Genomic DNA, 14626 nt, shown 5'->3' on the forward strand with positions numbered 1-14626 from the left:
GCAGCGGGCCGCCTCGCAAGGGCGTCACGTCTGACACGCGGGACAATAAAACGTCGAGCGGCCGGATTGAACGACGCGCGTGATCATACCCTTGCAGCCCGGCGTCGGGCAGGCGGCGCCTTCGCGGTCGTAGACGCGGAAACTATGCTGAAAATAGCCAAGGGAGCCGTCGATCTGGCGATGATCACGTAAGGACGAGCCGCCCGCTTTCAGCGCATCGGTCAAGACATCCTTGATCGACTGCGGCAGCCGCGCCAACGCCGCCGTCGGCCGGCCGCTTGCGAGAACAAGCGATCCCGCCGCGCGCAGCGGCGAAATATGCGCGCGATGCAGCGCCTCGCAGACGTAGATATTGCCGAGGCCGGCGATCAGGCGCTGGTCGAGCAGCAGCGCTTTCGCCGGCGCCGCGCGTCCGCGAAAGACGCGGGCAAGGAAGGCGGCGTCGAGCGCGCCGCTCAACGGTTCCACCCCGAGGCTGCGAAACAGCTTGTCCTCGTCGATCGCATGCGTGGCGATGAGCAGCATGTAGCCGAAACGGCGCGGGTCGTTGTAGACGACGCGCCGCCCATGATCGAGATGCAAGACGACATGGTCATGCGCGGCGTTTTTGTCGCGCTTGTGGTGAAACGCGCCTGGCGTTTCTTCGTCGATGCGAAACGAGCCGCTCATGCCAAGATGCATGATCAGCGAATGGCCGTCGTCGAGATCGGCGAGGAGATATTTCGCGCGACGGCGAAGGTCGAGGACGCGCCGGTCTTGAAGACGCGCGGCAAAGCGTTCGGGGAAAGGAAAGCGCAGATCACGGCGCCTCAGCTCGACGCGCTCGATCGTCGCGCCGACGAGCGCGGGCCCCAATCCCCGTCGCACGGTTTCGACTTCGGGCAGCTCTGGCATTAATTGGGCTGATCTCGTCAAAAAGGCCCGGCGGGCTGGGGCGGCGCGGGCGTAGCCACCGGCTCGGCGACAGGCTATACCGTCCCCTTCCTTCCTCGTCACCCGAGCGCCTGATGATTGATCGAACTTCCGAGCGAGAGGGCTCGACCCATTTCGGCTATTCCGAGGTTCCCTTGAACGAGAAACAGGGCCTCGTCGACGACGTCTTCCACAAGGTTGCGCGGCGCTACGATATCATGAACGACCTCATGTCGGGCGGTATGCACCGGCTGTGGAAGGACACGCTCGCCGCCAAGGTCAATGCGCGCGGGCGCAAGGGCTTTCGCCATCTCGACGTCGCCGGCGGCACGGGCGATGTCGCCTTCCGCATCGCCGCCGGCGCGGCGCATGACGCGGAAATCGTCGTGCTCGACATCAATGGCGACATGCTCGAAGTCGGCCGCGATCGCGCCCGCGAGCGCGGCGTTTCCGGCGTCGAGTTCGTGCAGGCCAATGCCGAATCGCTGCCTTTTCCCGACGCGCATTTCGACAGCTACACGGTCGCTTTCGGCATTCGCAACGTGCCGCGCATCGACGTCGCCCTTGCCGAAGCCCATCGCGTGCTGAAACCCGGCGGCCGCTTCCTGTGCCTTGAGTTTTCGCAGGTCGCCGTTCCGGGCCTCGACAAGTTCTATGAGGCCTATTCGTTCAACGTCATTCCGGCGATCGGCAAGCTTGTCGCGGGAGATTCGGAGCCGTACCGCTATCTCGTCGAATCGATCCGCAAATTCCCCAGCGCGGAAGAATTCGAACGGATGATCCGCAAGGCGGGCTTTCGGCGCACGGGTTTTGAGCGGTTGACGGGCGGCGTGGTGGCGATCCATTCGGGCTGGAAGAGCTGATCTCTCAACAGCGCGCTGCGAAAAATCGGGACCCGGTGACGCCGCGCTCTAATCTTTTGGATTCGATCACGCTATTTTGGGCGATACCGTCCAAATGCAGCGTGGTCTAAAGAGCGGCGGCGTTCGTGATCCTTGGCGTCGGTCATTTCTATCGTCTTGCGCGCGCCGGCTACATCATGGCGCGCGAAGGCGTCTTTGCGCTCCTCGATCCGGCGCTGCTGCCGCCTGCGGCGGCGCCGCTCGTGCGCTTCGCCAATCTCTTCGCGGGCGGCAAGCGCGACGGGACCGGGCGGGCGCTGGTGCGCGCGCTAGCGCAGATCGGCCCCTCCTATGTGAAGCTCGGGCAGTTTTTGGCGACGCGCCCCGACATTGTCGGGGGCGAGATCGCCGATGCGCTGACCGCGCTGCAGGACCGGATGGAGCCGTTCGGCCGCGACAAGGCCGTCGCGATCGTCGAAAAGGCGCTGGGCCGAAGCATAGACGAGCTGTTTGTGTCTTTCGGCGAGCCTGTCGCCGCCGCGTCCGTCGCGCAGGTGCATGTCGCCCAGGCGCAATACAAGGAGGGCGTGCGCAAGGTTGCGGTGAAAGTGCTGCGGCCGGGCATCGAAGGCCGATTCGCGCTCGATCTGCGCGACATGTATCGCGTGGCGCGATTCGCTGAGCGCTATTCCTCCGAGGCGCGCCGGCTGCGTATGATCGAGGTCGTCGATACGCTCGCGCGCACCGTAAGGCTTGAAACCGACTTTCGTCTCGAGGCGGCGGCCGCGTCCGAATTCGCCGAAAATGTCGCCGGCGATCCGGAGATTCACGTGCCCAGCGTCGACTGGAGCCGCACGGATCGCGAAGTGCTGACGCTCGAATGGGTCGACGGCGTTCCTCTCTCGGACATCGAGCGCGTTGCGGCCGAGGGCTATGACCTCAAGGCGATCGGCCGCAATGTGCTGCAGTCGTTCCTGCGCCACGCCATGCGCGACGGCTTCTTTCACGCCGACATGCACCAGGGCAATCTCTTCGTCGACAAGAAGGGCCGTCTCGTCGCCATCGACTTCGGCATCATGGGCCGGCTGGGATTGAAGGAGCGCCGGTTCCTCGCCGAGATTCTCTACGGCTTCATCATTCGCGACTACAAGCGCGTCGCCGAGGTTCATTTCGAGGCGGGCTATGTCCCCGCCGCCCATTCCATTCAAGAGTTTGCGCAGGCGCTGCGCGCCATCGGCGAGCCGATGCACATGATCAACGCCGCCGATATTTCGATGGCGCGTCTCTTGACCCTGCTCTTCGAAGTGACGGCGCTGTTCGACATGCGCACGCGCACCGAGCTGGTGCTGCTGCAAAAGACCATGGTCGTCGCCGAGGGCGTCGCCCGCGCCTTCGATCCCAAGCTCGACATCTGGAAGACCTGCGATCCCGTGGTGCGCTCCTGGATTGAGGAGAATCTTGGCGTCAAGGCGAAGATTGAGGACGCGAGCAGAAGTCTCACGGAGCTGGCGAAGCTCGCGACGCGCCTGCCGCAGACGCTGCAGGAAGCCGAAACGGCGATTCAGCGGGTGAGCGACATGTCCGAGCGCGGAGTCGATCTTTCGCCGCGCTCGATCGAGGCGCTGGGCGAGACGCGCCGGCGCTCCGACAGGACGATGCTGATCGGCCTCGCCTTAGTGCTCTTTGCCGCTATGTGGATTTTCGGGCGCTAATCTCAAGGCCTAGGCGTAATGCGAAGATTCATCTTTTGCCCTGCTCCTTGAGCGAAGGCCTTTCAGTCCGCTTCCATAAAAACGCCGCCCGCATCAAATATGGCGGGCGGCGCTTTGGTCGGTCAACAACCGACGCGGCGTCTATTTCACCCCGACCAGATCCACATCGAAGATCAGCCAGGCATTCGGCGGAATGACGCCGCCGGCGCCGCGCGCGCCATAGCCGAGTTCCGGCGGAATCACGAGCGTGCGCTTGCCGCCGACCTTCATGGTTTCGACGCCCTCGTCCCAGCCCTTGATCACTTGCCCCTGGCCGAGCGGGAATTCGAAGGGCTGGCCGCGATCACGGGAAGAGTCGAATTTCTTGCCCTTCTCGCCATTGTTGTAGAGCCAGCCGGTGTAATGCACGACCGCGGTCTGGCCGATCTTTGGGGTCGCGCCGGTCCCGACCTTCGTGTCCTTGTACTGAAGGCCGGTGAGGCTTTTCGTCATCTGCTCCTCAGTGCGCGCTTCAACGGTGAGCGCGAGGCTCGCGACTGCGGCAAATGCGGCCAGAACCGCTTTGGAGACAAGGCGCATCTTTCGTTCCTCCAGCTTGTTTGAATCGCCGATCGAGCGCCTCAGGTCGAGGAAACCCGAACTTATTCCAGCACGCCAGCATCGCGGGCGAGTTGCAGCAAATCCTTCTGCGGCCGCGCGCCGACGTGAGAGATGATCTCCGCCGCAGCGAGCGCGCCGAGCATCGCGCTGCGTTCATGCGGCAAGTCCTGCGTGTAGCCGGCGAGAAAACCGGCGGCGAAGAGGTCGCCAGCGCCGGTCGTGTCGACGACCGCATCGACAGAACAGGCCGGCGCGGCGAGGGCGCTCGCGCCATTCGCCACGACGCAGCCCTTTTCCGACCGCGTGACGACGCCAAGCAGCCCGTCTTCGGCGCGCAGCGCCGCGACGGCCGTCTCGAAATCGCCGGTTTGATAGAGCGCGTGCAATTCGCTTTCATTGGCGAAAACGATGTCGACCACCCGATCGCGGATGAGAGAGAGAAATTCGCCGCGATAGCGATCGACGCAGAAACTGTCGGAAAGGGTAATAGCAACCTTGCGTCCGTTGGCGCGCGAGATCTTCGCCGCCTTCAGGAAAGCTTCCTTGGCGCCGGGCGGGTCCCAGAGGTAGCCCTCCATATAGAGGACCTTCGCGCGCGCGACCGTCCCCTCGTCGATGTCCGTCGGGGCGAGCGCCTGACAGGCGCCCAGAAACGTGTTCATCGTGCGCTGACCGTCCGGCGTCACGAAAATCAAGCAGCGCGCGGTCGCGGCGCCGTCAGCGGCCGCCGGCGTGTCGAAGACGACTCCGGCCTTGCGGATGTCATGCGCGAACTCACGGCCCGCGTCATCTTCCTTGACCTTGCCGACGAATCCCGCGGCGCGCCCCAGGCTGGCAAGGCCCGCCATGGTGTTGGCGGCCGAGCCGCCGGAAATAACCGTCGTCGGACCCATCGCCGTATAAAGTTCAGCGGCTCGCGCTTCGTCGACCAGCATCATCGAGCCTTTGCGCAGTCCGGCCTGCAGCAAATCGTCGTCCTCGGCGCGCGCGATCGTGTCGACGATGGCGTTGCCAATGCCCAGAACATCAAATGATAGGGTCATGAGCGTCGTTAATCCGTTTAGCGTAGGCAATCGGGCGTCTGCGCGCCGCTGGCGCGTTGTTTAGCATTGCGCCGCAGTCCCGTCGATCACATGGGAGGCATTCGCGAAATCCGCGAAATCAGGCGACCGAGCGCCGCGCCTTCCGAGTATGGATTTGCGGCTATCTGCTAATCGGCGACAGGATCACTTCGATGACGATGACGAACAGCGCCGCCGCGAAGAAGGCCGGCGCCGGGCGCAGCGACACGTGCCGGAACACGAAGGCGTACATGAACACCATCCAAATCAGGATCGGAAAGAGCAGAAAGCGCAGCAGCTTTTCGGTCGGCAAGGGCGGCGGCAGGGCGATGCCGAAGAGGAGGTGCAGGACAGTATAGATGAGCGCCGCAAGCCCGCTCATGATGGCGAGCGCCGTGGCGGTGCGCTGAAACTTTGCGTCCTCTTTCAGAACGCGCAGCAGGCCGTACGTGCCGCCGTAGAGAAGGACCACGCTCATCACGCCGTAGATCAGGCTCCCGAGCAGCGAGTGGTTGAACGACTGCGCGATCGCCTGAAGCACGCCATAAGCGCCGAAAGCGCCCCACATCAACTCGCGCGAATCCGGCAGCGAGAGCTGCGACGCTTCGAGATTGATCATCTTGAGCACGGTCTGCGGCGTCTGCTGATTGAGAAGCGGAATATTGATCTGCATGGAGAGCGTTTCCGTTTTTGGCGTGGGAGAAGGCGAAAGCCCTACCCGCATTGGAAGCGAAAAGTCGTGCGGCCCAGCGCGCCGCAAGAGCGCTGGCCGGGCCGCACGACCAATTGGCGCCTATCTACCATGCTTTCACGGAGCGCGGAAATACGGCGATTCCCATGCTGCAGCGCAAACCGGCAGGCTAATGCAGGCGCCGGCTCCAATCCTCGCGCGCGACCACCTCGACGATGCGCCGTGCGGCGTCGCGCCAGGCGACGCGCAAGACCTGGTCCGGGTCGGCGGCGCGGCGGCCGTCGAGAAAGTCGGCGATCGTCTCGGCCAGCGCCCTGGCGTCATTGACCTGAAAATAGAGCGCGCCGGCCCCTCCGACCTCGCGGAAGACCGGGATATCGCTGCAGATCACCGGGCGGCCGCGCCGCGCCGCCTCGACGATCGGCAGGCCGAAACCTTCCGCATAGGACGGGAAGATCAGCGCCGCCGCGTGATCGTAGAGAAACGAAAGCTCGTCGTCGTCCGAATCGTCGAACCAGAACAGCCGACGACCGAATTCCTTATGTCCGAGAATTTCGCTCACCACCGCTTCTTCAAACCAGCCGCGCCGGCCGACGAAGACGATGCGGACGTCGCGCCCCCTCGCCCAGAGTTCTTCAAAAGCGCGAAGGGCGACGCGCTGACCCTTGCGCGGTTCGATCGTGCCCACGGCGAGAAAGACCGGCGCATCGCCGGCGACCGCCGCTTTGACCTTGTCGCGCGGCGCAGCGTCTGCGCGCAGCGCAAGATCGGAGCCGCAGTGAAACCAGCCGATCTTGAGGCCGGGACGATGCGGCAGCCCTTGCGCAGCGACATAGTCGGCGAGTTCGTCGGCGACCGTTTGCGAAATCGCCAGGAAACTGTCGCTCTCGAGGAGCGCCTTGCGCAGCCAGGCGCGATAGCGCGGCACCGTCACTTCGTGGCAGGCGTGCGGATAAAGCTCTGGAATGAGATCGAAGATGCAGGTGACGACCTCGCCGCCCTCGTTGCGAATCTTCGCGAAAATCGGCGCGAGTTCGTCGAAGGCGTTCCAGCTGTCGGAAAGCATCAGAAAGCGGTCGCCTCCGGCGATCGCGATCTCAGAGTCGGGCGCAATGTCGCCGCCGACAAGCTCCGCGACGAAGCCGTTGGCGGTCAGCAGCCGGCCGCCCTCGCAGCGAACCGCCACCGCGGGCAGGTCGAAGCTTTCACCGCTAGAGAGGCCGCGCGTCACTTCCTTGACGACGCGCTGAATGCCGGTGCCGGCGTCGCGCTTGATCGTTCCGGTCACATCAACCAGCAGCCGTCGCGCCGGCAGCGGCGCGCCTCGAGCGGGCGGAGAGCCCTGGTCGGAGGCCACTGGCGTCGTCGCGTCGGGCGGCGGCGGGCGAAAGCGCGCTCTGAGTGCGTTCGCGGCGTCGGCGAAGAACGCTTCGATCGGTCGGAGAAAGCGATAGATATGGCCGGAGACCGAGTAGATCAGCCGATAGCGCTCATGAGTCAGATGCAGGAGTTCGGCGCGCAAATGATCGAGCTGAAATTCGAGCAGGCGGATGCGTTCCCGGTCCTGCTCTCGGTTTTGCCGCTCGCTCATGACGTCGCCGGTGCGGCCTGCGTTTCCGCCGCGCGGGCGTCGTCGAGAAGCGCCTGCAGCATGTCGTCAATGTCGTGGCGGGGACGCCAGCCGGTCGCTTCGGTCAGTCGCGTCGCGTCGCAGGCGACGCTGGCGATGTCGCTTGCAGGGCGCAGCAGCGCCGAATCGACCTTGATCGCAAATTGCGCCTTGGCCCGTCCGCGCAGCCGCTCGAGCAGCGCTTCCAGGCGATGCGCCGTTCCGGAGGCGATGTTGAAGATCGAGACGGAGGCGGGCAGATCCCGCGCTTTTTCGATCAGCCGCATATAGGCGTCGACGACGTCGCGCACGTCGAGGAAATCGCGGGCCTTGGAGAGATCGCCGACCATGAGTCGCGGCTCGGCGCGGCCGGCCTCGATCGCCGCGATCTGCGCGGCGAAGGAGGCGAGAGCGAAATTGCGATTGCGCTGACCGGGTCCTGAATGATTGACCGGCCGCGCCACAATGAGCCGCCCTTTGGGAGCCAGCAGATCGGAAAGCGCGCTCTCGGCGGCGACCTTGGAGCGGCTGTAGACGTCCATCGGCTGCAACGGGGCGTCCTCGTTCAAGACCCCGTCGCGAAAGCTTGCGCCATACGCGGCCGCCGTCGAGGCGAAGAGAAACGCCGCCGTTGGGCAGTGCCGGGCGACCGCCGCCCCAAGCGCGAAGGAGCCGTGAAAATTCGCCCGCCAAGTCATTTCGGCGGCGTGCGGCGCCTGACCGATCGACGACTGACCCGCGAGATGCACGACGAGATCGGGACGCACCCGCGCAATCAGCGCGTCGATCGCCGCTTCGTCGACAAGATCGGCGACGGCCGCGGCGAAAGCCTCATGGCCGCCGCGTTCGCCGGGACGCAGCAGCAGCGACCGCGTCGCCTGCGGATAGGCCTCGGCCAGGGCGGCGCAGAGGTGGCCGCCGACAAATCCGGCGCCGCCCGTCACCAAGATGCGCTCGAAGGCGGCCATCGCGGGCGCCCTTTTCTGGTTAGGCCGACTCGCGCCGCAGCCGCGCGAGATCGGCGTCCACCATCTCGCAAATCATTTCGCGAAGATTGATCTCGGGCGTCCAGCCGAGAACCTGCCGCGCCTTGCTGGAATCGCCAAGCAAAACGTCCACTTCGGCCGGACGGTAGAACGCCGGGTCGATGATGACGAATTTTTCCATGTCGAGGCCGGCGTGCTCGAAAGCGATGTGGCACATATCGCGCACCGTGGTGGTGACGCCGGTCGCGACGACGTAATCGTCCGGCTTCTCCTGCTGCAGCATCAACCACATGGCGCGCACGTAATCCTTGGCGTGCCCCCAGTCGCGCTTGGCGTCGATATTGCCGAGCCGCAACTCCGTGGCGAGGCCGAGTTTGATCGCGGCGACGCCGGTCGTGACCTTGCGGGTGACGAATTCGACGCCGCGCAGCGGGCTTTCATGATTGAAGAGAATGCCCGAGGAGGCGTGAAGGCCGAAGCTCTCGCGATAGTTCACCGTGATCCAATGGCCGTAGAGCTTCGCCACGGCATAGGGGCTGCGCGGATAGAAGGGCGTCTTCTCGCTCTGCATCGGCTCCTGGATGAGCCCGTACATTTCCGAGGACGACGCCTGGTAGAAGCGCGCTTTGGGCGCGCCGAGCCGCATCGCCTCAAGCACGTTGGTCACGCCGACGCCGGTGACGTTCGCGGTGAGGAGGGGCTGGCGCCAGGACGACGCGACATAGGATTGCGCCGCGAGATTATAGATTTCGTCCGGCTGAATGTCCTGCACGGTGCGCAGCAGGCTTGAGAGATCGGCCAGATCGGCGTCGTGCAGATTCAGCTTGCCGCTGATGCCGAGCCAACGCAGGCGATGGTCCTCGACGCCCCGGTGCGATGAGCGCCGCACCACGCCATGCACCTCATAGCCCTTGTCGAGTAGAAACTGGGAGAGATAGGCGCCGTCCTGTCCTGTAACGCCGGTCACCAGCGCGCGCTTGGTCATCAATGGTCCTATTCAAATTGGCCGGCGGCCGTGGCGAAGGCGAAGCCCCCGCCGCCGCGCGGCCTCAGGGCGTTTCTCGCCCTGGCGCGGCGCAAAAGGGCGCGCGCGACGCAATTACAGAATCAGGGCGCCTGAAGCAAGAGCGTGGGCGGGAACAGGCCGGACGGCGGCAGGCGCCGCCGTCGGCAGCGTCGAGAACGGCGTTGGTCCGCTTACGCCGGCCTGTCGGGCGGCGGCAGTTTGCCTTCCGGCGTCGCCTTGTCGATGGCCTCGGGCAAATACTGGGCGAGAAGCGCTTTCGCCTTGTCGATGTCGACGCCGGCGTTCTTGGCGATTTCCATCAGCTTGTCGGCGTTGACCACCTTGCTGATGTCCATCTCGCTGATCTTTTCATTGGGACCGAGGCCGACCCAGGAGTGGATCTGCTTCCCCAGTCCGGAGTTCTCGAAATTCTTGACGACGCCGTCGAGGCCGCCCTGCTTCTCCACATAATCCTTAATAAGGCTCAGGGCTTCGGCGCCGATCACGCCGCCCGCGATGGCTTTAAGCCAACTCATGGTCATTCTCCCTTTTTAAAAAAAGCGCGCGCCTTGCGCCGCGTTAGCTGAGATAAGGCAGGGCATAGGCTTTACAATGGCGGGGGATCGGGCAGGGGATCGGGCAGGCGATCGCCGACACAGGCTAAGGCCTTCATTCAAATAGGAGATCCTCCTTGCGTTCGCCCCAGCGCCGGATTTCCGCCCAAATGTCCGGAGCGGTTTCGGCATAGCGGAAAAGTTGGCGGTCTTGCGCGTCGATCACGCCCTCGTCGACCAGGAAATCGACGTCAAAGGCGCGTCGCCAATAGTTTTCCCCCACGAGAATAATCGGGATCGGCTTGACCTTGCCGGTCTGCACAAGCGTGAGCGTCTCGAACAATTCGTCGAAAGTGCCGAAGCCGCCGGGAAAGGCGACCAGCGCCCGCGCGCGCAGCATGAAATGCATCTTGCGCAGTGCGAAATAGCGGAAGCGCAGGCAAAGCGACGGCGTGACATAGCTGTTGGGCAACTGCTCGTGCGGCAGGGTGATGTTGAGCCCCACCGTTTCGGCCCCGGCTTCGAAGGCGCCGCGGTTCGCCGCCTCCATGATGCCCGGTCCGCCGCCGGTGACGATCGCGAGGCGCGGCCAGTCCCCGCTCTCGCGGGCGGCGCCGACGAGCCCGCCGAACTCGCGGGCGATCTGATAATAGCGCGAATTTTCGCGGGCGCGTTTCGCGAGCGCGAGCCGTCTGGCGAGGGTCGCGTCCTCGGGATTGGCCGTCGCGCGCGCCTGCGATTCGGCGAGGCGGCTTTCCGCTAAGGTGGGCTCGACGATGCGAGTCGAGCCGAAGACGACGATCGTATCGGTGACGCCATGGCGTCGCAGCAGCAGTTCGGCCTTGAGGTATTCGAGCTCGAGGCGCGGACCGCGCGCTTGGGCCGACGTCAGGAAATGAATGTCCTCGTCGGCCTTGCGATAGGACGGACTGGAGAGGATCGCCTGCAGCCGCTTGGCGGCGGCGAGGTCCGGGATGTGCGGCGCCGGGAGGGCGGACGGAGCCCGCCCATCGGGCTCAGGCCGAGAATTTCGTTCTTCATCGCTCGCGCTCAATCATGCTCTCCTTGGCGCTTTTCTTTATTTCCGTATACGTCCGGCGTATATGACCCGCCGGACGCCGAAAGGCGAAGATTGATCGAGGAGCAGGGCGAGAGCGCATGGCCGGGCACAGTCAATTCAAGAATATCATGCACAAGAAGGGCAAGCAGGACGCGATCCGCTCCAAGCTGTTTTCAAAGCTCGCCCGAGAAATCACCGTCGCCGCTAAGATGGGCCTGCCCGACCCGAATATGAACGCGCGGCTGCGCGCCGCCGTTCTCGCCGCCCGGGCGGAGAATATGCCGAAGGACAATATCGAACGCGCGATCAAGAAGGCCTCCGGCGCCGACGCCGAAAACTATGATGAAGTGCGTTACGAGGGCTATGCGCCCGGCGGCGTCGCGGTGATCGTCGAGGCGCTGACCGATAATCGCAATCGCACGGCTGGCGAGGTGCGCTCCTATTTCACCAAGGCCGGCGGCGCGCTCGCCGAGACCGGCGCCGTATCCTTCATGTTCGATCGCGTCGGCCTCGTCGAATTCGACAAGAAGGCGGCGACGGAAGACGCGATGATGGAGGCGGCGATCGACGCCGGCGCCGACGACGTCTCGACGACCGACGAGACGCATGAAGTGATCACGTCCGTCGAATCGCTGCGCGACGTCGCCAAGGCTCTCGAGGAGAAATTCGGCGAGCCGCGCAAGGCGGCGCTCATCTGGCGCCCGCAGAACACGATCAAGGTCGACGATGATTCCGGCGAGAAAATCCTCAAGCTCGTCGGTTTGCTCGAGGACAATGACGACGTGCAGAACGTCTACGCCAATTTCGAGGTTTCCGACGCGCTCGTCGCCAAGCTCTCGGGATAACCCGGCGACGGGGCGATGACGCCGATCCGCGCCGGGGTGAGAGATGCACAATAAGCGAGGCTATCACCACGGGTCGCTCAAACAGGCGCTGATCGACGCCGCTCTTGAGATTCTCGCCGAAGGCGGACCATCGGCGCTGACGCTCACCGAGGCGGCGCGCCGCGCCGGCGTTTCGCCCGCCGCCCCCTACCGTCACTTCAGCGGACGCGACGCGCTGATGAGCGAGCTGGCGCGCCGCGGTTTCGAGACATTTGGCGCACGAATTGAAACGGCGTGGGACGAAGGCCGGCCCGACGCCAAAAGCGCGATGCGGGCGATGTGCGCCGCCTATCTCAAATTCGCGCGGGACGAACCGGGGCTTTACGCAGCCATGTTCGGGCAGGCGCAGACGCTCGCCGATCCGGGAGCGGGCGGCGCCGCCGACCATGCGTTGGAGATTCTTTGGCGCGCCGTGGTCGCATGGCTGCAACAGGCGGGCGCGCCGGCGCAGGGCGCGCGCTACGCGGCGCTGCAAATATGGTCGCTCGCGCATGGCGTGGCGATGCTGACCATCTCGGGCCATTTTGATCCCGTCAAAAGCGCGGATCCGGCGCTGGTGCTCGAGAGCGCCGCGCAAGGCGTCATGGAAAGCGCTGCGGCGCGGGCCAAAGCCGCGCCGGCATAATCTCTTGATAAAGCGCGACTGGGCGCCAAATTACGCGCGCGTTTTAATCCTTCATTAACGTTAACGCCCTCAAATGACGCAAATCCTAATTGCGTGAGGGCTCCCGTGACGCAAGCGTCATCCCGACACATCCGCTTCAGAGGCAGGTCCTTTCCCGTCCTGACGCTGGAGCCTGAGCAGCCGATCGAAGGCTGGTTCGAGCAGCTGGACGCGTTGCTTGAGCAGTCGCCCGCCTTCTTCAGCCGGAAGTCAATCGTCATCGACCTGACCAAACTGACGCTCGAGCGGCCGCAACTCACCGAGCTTCTCGAAAATCTCGCCCGGCGCGGCATACGCGTCATGGGACTGTCGGGCGTCGACTCGTCATGGGCCTGCGACGATCTGCCGCCGATTCTGGCCGGCGGTCGCGCCACCCCGCAGCCGCCGCCGGACGCCGGCGCAACGCGCGCCAAAGACGCAAATCCTGGAACGCTGACCCCAAGCGAAGAAGCAGCCTTCGAGGATATCGCCAACGCGCTCGGCGCCGGCGGCGCGCAGGCCGTCGATCCCAAAGCGTCCGAGCCGCCGGCCCCGGCGGCTGCGCCGCTGATCCTGCTGGAGCCGGTGCGCTCCGGCCAGTCGATTTATCACCCGGACGGCGACGTGACCGTGATCGGCTCTGTCGCGTCGGGCGCGGAGATCATGGCGGGCGGCTCCGTGCATATCTACGGAACGCTGCGCGGCCGCGCGATGGCCGGCGCCTATGGCGAAAAGCGCGCGCGAATTTTCTGCCGCAAGCTTGAAGCCGAGCTGCTCTCGGTTTGCGGCGTTTATCTGACCGCCGACGAGATCTCGGCGAATGTTCAGAGCCAATCCATCCAGGCCTGGCTCGAAAACGAGACGGTCAAGATCGCGCGGCTCGATTAAGAGAGGACGAAAAATGGCCAAGACTTTGGTGGTGACCTCCGGCAAAGGGGGCGTCGGAAAGACAACGTCAACCGCGGCTCTCGGGGCCGCGCTGGCCCAACAGGGTCACAAGGTCGCGGTCGTCGACTTCGACGTCGGCCTGCGCAACCTCGATCTCGTCATGGGCGCCGAGCGGCGCGTGGTCTTTGATCTCATCAACGTCGCCCAGGGCGACGCGAAGCTCCATCAGGCGCTCATCCGCGACAAGCGCTTGAACAATCTCTATCTGCTGCCCGCGTCGCAGACGCGCGACAAGGACGCCTTGACCGAAGAGGGCGTGCAGCGCGTCATCGGCGAATTGCGCGAAAAATTCGACTGGATCGTCTGCGACAGTCCCGCCGGCATCGAACGCGGCGCGACGCTCGCGATGCGCTTCGCCGACGTCGCGGTGGTCGTCGCCAATCCGGAAGTCTCCTCGGTGCGCGATTCCGATCGCATCATCGGATTGCTCGACGCCAAGACCGAACGCGCCGAAAAGGGCGAACGCGTCGAGAAGCATCTGCTGCTGACGCGATATGACGCGCAGCGCGCGGGCCGCGGCGAGATGCTCAGCGTTGACGACGTGCTCGAAATTCTCTCGATACCGCTGCTTGGAATCGTGCCGGAGAGCGAAGACGTTCTGCGCGCGTCGAACGTCGGCGCGCCCATCATTCTTCACAACGCCATGAGCCCCGCGGCGCGCGCCTATTCGGAAGCGGCGAAGAGGCTGTGCGGCGAAAAACTGCCGGTGAACATTCCCGCTGACAAGAGGGGACTTTTCGTTCGGCTCTTTGGTCGGAGGGCGGCATGAATATTTTTGGATTGTTCGGGCGTCGCGGCGCCACCGCGCCGGTTGCGCGCGAGCGCCTGCAGATCCTTCTCGCGCATGAACGCAAATCGGCGCGCGATTCGGATCTGATCGCCGTGCTGCACAAGGAAGTCCTCATCGCGATCTCCAAGCACATCAACGTCGACCCCGAAAAGGTCATGGTGAAGATGCATCGCAAGGAAGACATGTCGCTGCTCGAAATCGACATCGAAATCGAGCCGGGGGCGACGCGCGAAACGACCGCGCCATTCGCAGATGACGCCGTGCTTGAAGAGGATCTGAGCGGCAAGGCGGCCTGACGGCTTGCGGCGCTTGCGAAGCGCGGCAAGGG

The 14626-nt window shown here is 64.5% G+C and carries 16 protein-coding genes; 7 read left to right on the forward strand and 9 right to left on the reverse strand.

Features of this window, described 5'->3' with window-relative positions:
- Positions 1 to 24: 24 nt before the first annotated feature.
- Positions 25 to 894: a bifunctional DNA-formamidopyrimidine glycosylase/DNA-(apurinic or apyrimidinic site) lyase gene (gene mutM, locus HUN39_RS07900; protein WP_175093916.1), complete on the reverse strand. Its 870-nt coding sequence runs from the start codon at positions 892 to 894 to the stop codon at positions 25 to 27.
- Positions 895 to 1004: 110 nt separating this feature from the next.
- Between mutM and ubiE the strand changes: the two genes are divergently transcribed.
- Together ubiE and ubiB are read left to right on the forward strand one after the other, a co-directional pair.
- Positions 1005 to 1775 carry a bifunctional demethylmenaquinone methyltransferase/2-methoxy-6-polyprenyl-1,4-benzoquinol methylase UbiE gene (ubiE, locus tag HUN39_RS07905; protein WP_175094027.1) on the forward strand — a complete coding sequence of 257 codons (771 nt, stop codon included), beginning with the start codon at positions 1005 to 1007 and terminating at the stop codon, positions 1773 to 1775.
- Positions 1776 to 1900: 125 nt separating this feature from the next.
- On the forward strand, positions 1901 to 3466 hold the full coding sequence (gene ubiB, locus HUN39_RS07910) for a 2-polyprenylphenol 6-hydroxylase (protein ID WP_175093917.1): 1566 nt from the start codon (positions 1901 to 1903) through the stop codon (positions 3464 to 3466).
- A 141-nt stretch (positions 3467 to 3607) separates the two neighbouring features.
- Here the strand turns inward: ubiB and HUN39_RS07915 are convergent, their stop codons facing one another.
- The 8 genes from HUN39_RS07915 to HUN39_RS07950 all read right to left on the reverse strand — a co-directional run bounded on the left by HUN39_RS07915 (position 3608) and on the right by HUN39_RS07950 (position 11027).
- On the reverse strand, positions 3608 to 4045 hold the full coding sequence (locus HUN39_RS07915; protein ID WP_175093918.1) for an FKBP-type peptidyl-prolyl cis-trans isomerase: 438 nt from the start codon (positions 4043 to 4045) through the stop codon (positions 3608 to 3610).
- Between the two features lie 62 nt (positions 4046 to 4107).
- On the reverse strand, positions 4108 to 5109 hold the full coding sequence (locus HUN39_RS07920) for an adenosine kinase (protein ID WP_175093919.1): 1002 nt from the start codon (positions 5107 to 5109) through the stop codon (positions 4108 to 4110).
- 160 nt (positions 5110 to 5269) lie between these two features.
- On the reverse strand, positions 5270 to 5800 hold the full coding sequence (locus tag HUN39_RS07925) for a hypothetical protein (protein WP_175093920.1): 531 nt from the start codon (positions 5798 to 5800) through the stop codon (positions 5270 to 5272).
- Between the two features lie 187 nt (positions 5801 to 5987).
- Entirely contained in the window at positions 5988 to 7409 is a 1422-nt protein-coding gene (locus HUN39_RS07930; protein WP_175093921.1) for a glycosyltransferase family 4 protein, read from the reverse strand.
- The gene (locus HUN39_RS07935) at positions 7406 to 8395 is read right to left on the reverse strand and encodes an NAD-dependent epimerase/dehydratase family protein (RefSeq protein ID WP_175093922.1); all 990 of its coding nucleotides are present in this window, start codon (positions 8393 to 8395) and stop codon (positions 7406 to 7408) included. Before HUN39_RS07935 ends, HUN39_RS07930 begins: the two co-directional genes overlap by 4 nt.
- Positions 8396 to 8414: 19 nt before the next feature.
- The gene (gene gmd, locus HUN39_RS07940) at positions 8415 to 9398 is read right to left on the reverse strand and encodes a GDP-mannose 4,6-dehydratase (RefSeq protein WP_175093923.1); all 984 of its coding nucleotides are present in this window, start codon (positions 9396 to 9398) and stop codon (positions 8415 to 8417) included.
- 212 nt (positions 9399 to 9610) lie between these two features.
- Positions 9611 to 9955: a YidB family protein gene (locus tag HUN39_RS07945; protein ID WP_175093924.1), complete on the reverse strand. Its 345-nt coding sequence runs from the start codon at positions 9953 to 9955 to the stop codon at positions 9611 to 9613.
- 133 nt (positions 9956 to 10088) lie between these two features.
- The gene (locus HUN39_RS07950; protein WP_175093925.1) at positions 10089 to 11027 is read right to left on the reverse strand and encodes an LOG family protein; all 939 of its coding nucleotides are present in this window, start codon (positions 11025 to 11027) and stop codon (positions 10089 to 10091) included.
- A 104-nt stretch (positions 11028 to 11131) separates the two neighbouring features.
- Here HUN39_RS07950 and HUN39_RS07955 point away from each other — a divergent pair, with 104 nt between their 5' ends.
- The 5 genes from HUN39_RS07955 (at position 11132) to minE (ending at position 14594) form a co-directional block, all read left to right on the forward strand.
- Positions 11132 to 11878: a YebC/PmpR family DNA-binding transcriptional regulator gene (locus tag HUN39_RS07955; RefSeq protein ID WP_175093926.1), complete on the forward strand. Its 747-nt coding sequence runs from the start codon at positions 11132 to 11134 to the stop codon at positions 11876 to 11878.
- Positions 11879 to 11921: 43 nt separating this feature from the next.
- Positions 11922 to 12542, forward strand: coding sequence for a TetR/AcrR family transcriptional regulator (locus HUN39_RS07960; protein ID WP_123174345.1), 621 nt, complete (start codon positions 11922 to 11924; stop codon positions 12540 to 12542).
- 105 nt (positions 12543 to 12647) lie between these two features.
- Positions 12648 to 13448 (forward strand): septum site-determining protein MinC, encoded by an 801-nt coding sequence (minC, locus tag HUN39_RS07965; protein WP_175093927.1) that lies wholly within the window; start codon positions 12648 to 12650, stop codon positions 13446 to 13448.
- Between the two features lie 13 nt (positions 13449 to 13461).
- A complete protein-coding gene (minD, locus tag HUN39_RS07970; protein WP_014891484.1) occupies positions 13462 to 14277 on the forward strand; it encodes a septum site-determining protein MinD in 816 nt (271 codons plus the stop codon).
- Positions 14274 to 14594 carry a cell division topological specificity factor MinE gene (gene minE, locus HUN39_RS07975; RefSeq protein WP_175093928.1) on the forward strand — a complete coding sequence of 107 codons (321 nt, stop codon included), beginning with the start codon at positions 14274 to 14276 and terminating at the stop codon, positions 14592 to 14594. Before minD ends, minE begins: the two co-directional genes overlap by 4 nt.
- Positions 14595 to 14626: the final 32 nt, after the last annotated feature.

It is taken from the genome of Methylocystis silviterrae (genome assembly GCF_013350005.1).
GTDB lineage: Bacteria > Pseudomonadota > Alphaproteobacteria > Rhizobiales > Beijerinckiaceae > Methylocystis > Methylocystis silviterrae.

What these genes read in the sequence shown, in the direction of transcription:
- gmd (WP_175093923.1), bottom strand. Translation starts at nt 9,398, where the DNA reads ATGACCAAGCGCGCGCTGGTGACCGGCGTTACAGGACAGGACGGCGCC.
- HUN39_RS07920 (WP_175093919.1), bottom strand. Translation starts at nt 5,109, where the DNA reads ATGACCCTATCATTTGATGTTCTGGGCATTGGCAACGCCATCGTCGAC.
- HUN39_RS07930 (WP_175093921.1), bottom strand. Translation starts at nt 7,409, where the DNA reads ATGAGCGAGCGGCAAAACCGAGAGCAGGACCGGGAACGCATCCGCCTG.
- HUN39_RS07955 (WP_175093926.1), top strand. Translation starts at nt 11,132, where the DNA reads ATGGCCGGGCACAGTCAATTCAAGAATATCATGCACAAGAAGGGCAAG.
- HUN39_RS07935 (WP_175093922.1), bottom strand. Translation starts at nt 8,395, where the DNA reads ATGGCCGCCTTCGAGCGCATCTTGGTGACGGGCGGCGCCGGATTTGTC.
- minE (WP_175093928.1), top strand. Translation starts at nt 14,274, where the DNA reads ATGAATATTTTTGGATTGTTCGGGCGTCGCGGCGCCACCGCGCCGGTT.
- HUN39_RS07945 (WP_175093924.1), bottom strand. Translation starts at nt 9,955, where the DNA reads ATGAGTTGGCTTAAAGCCATCGCGGGCGGCGTGATCGGCGCCGAAGCC.
- HUN39_RS07960 (WP_123174345.1), top strand. Translation starts at nt 11,922, where the DNA reads ATGCACAATAAGCGAGGCTATCACCACGGGTCGCTCAAACAGGCGCTG.
- HUN39_RS07915 (WP_175093918.1), bottom strand. Translation starts at nt 4,045, where the DNA reads ATGCGCCTTGTCTCCAAAGCGGTTCTGGCCGCATTTGCCGCAGTCGCG.
- mutM (WP_175093916.1), bottom strand. Translation starts at nt 894, where the DNA reads ATGCCAGAGCTGCCCGAAGTCGAAACCGTGCGACGGGGATTGGGGCCC.
- minD (WP_014891484.1), top strand. Translation starts at nt 13,462, where the DNA reads ATGGCCAAGACTTTGGTGGTGACCTCCGGCAAAGGGGGCGTCGGAAAG.
- HUN39_RS07925 (WP_175093920.1), bottom strand. Translation starts at nt 5,800, where the DNA reads ATGCAGATCAATATTCCGCTTCTCAATCAGCAGACGCCGCAGACCGTG.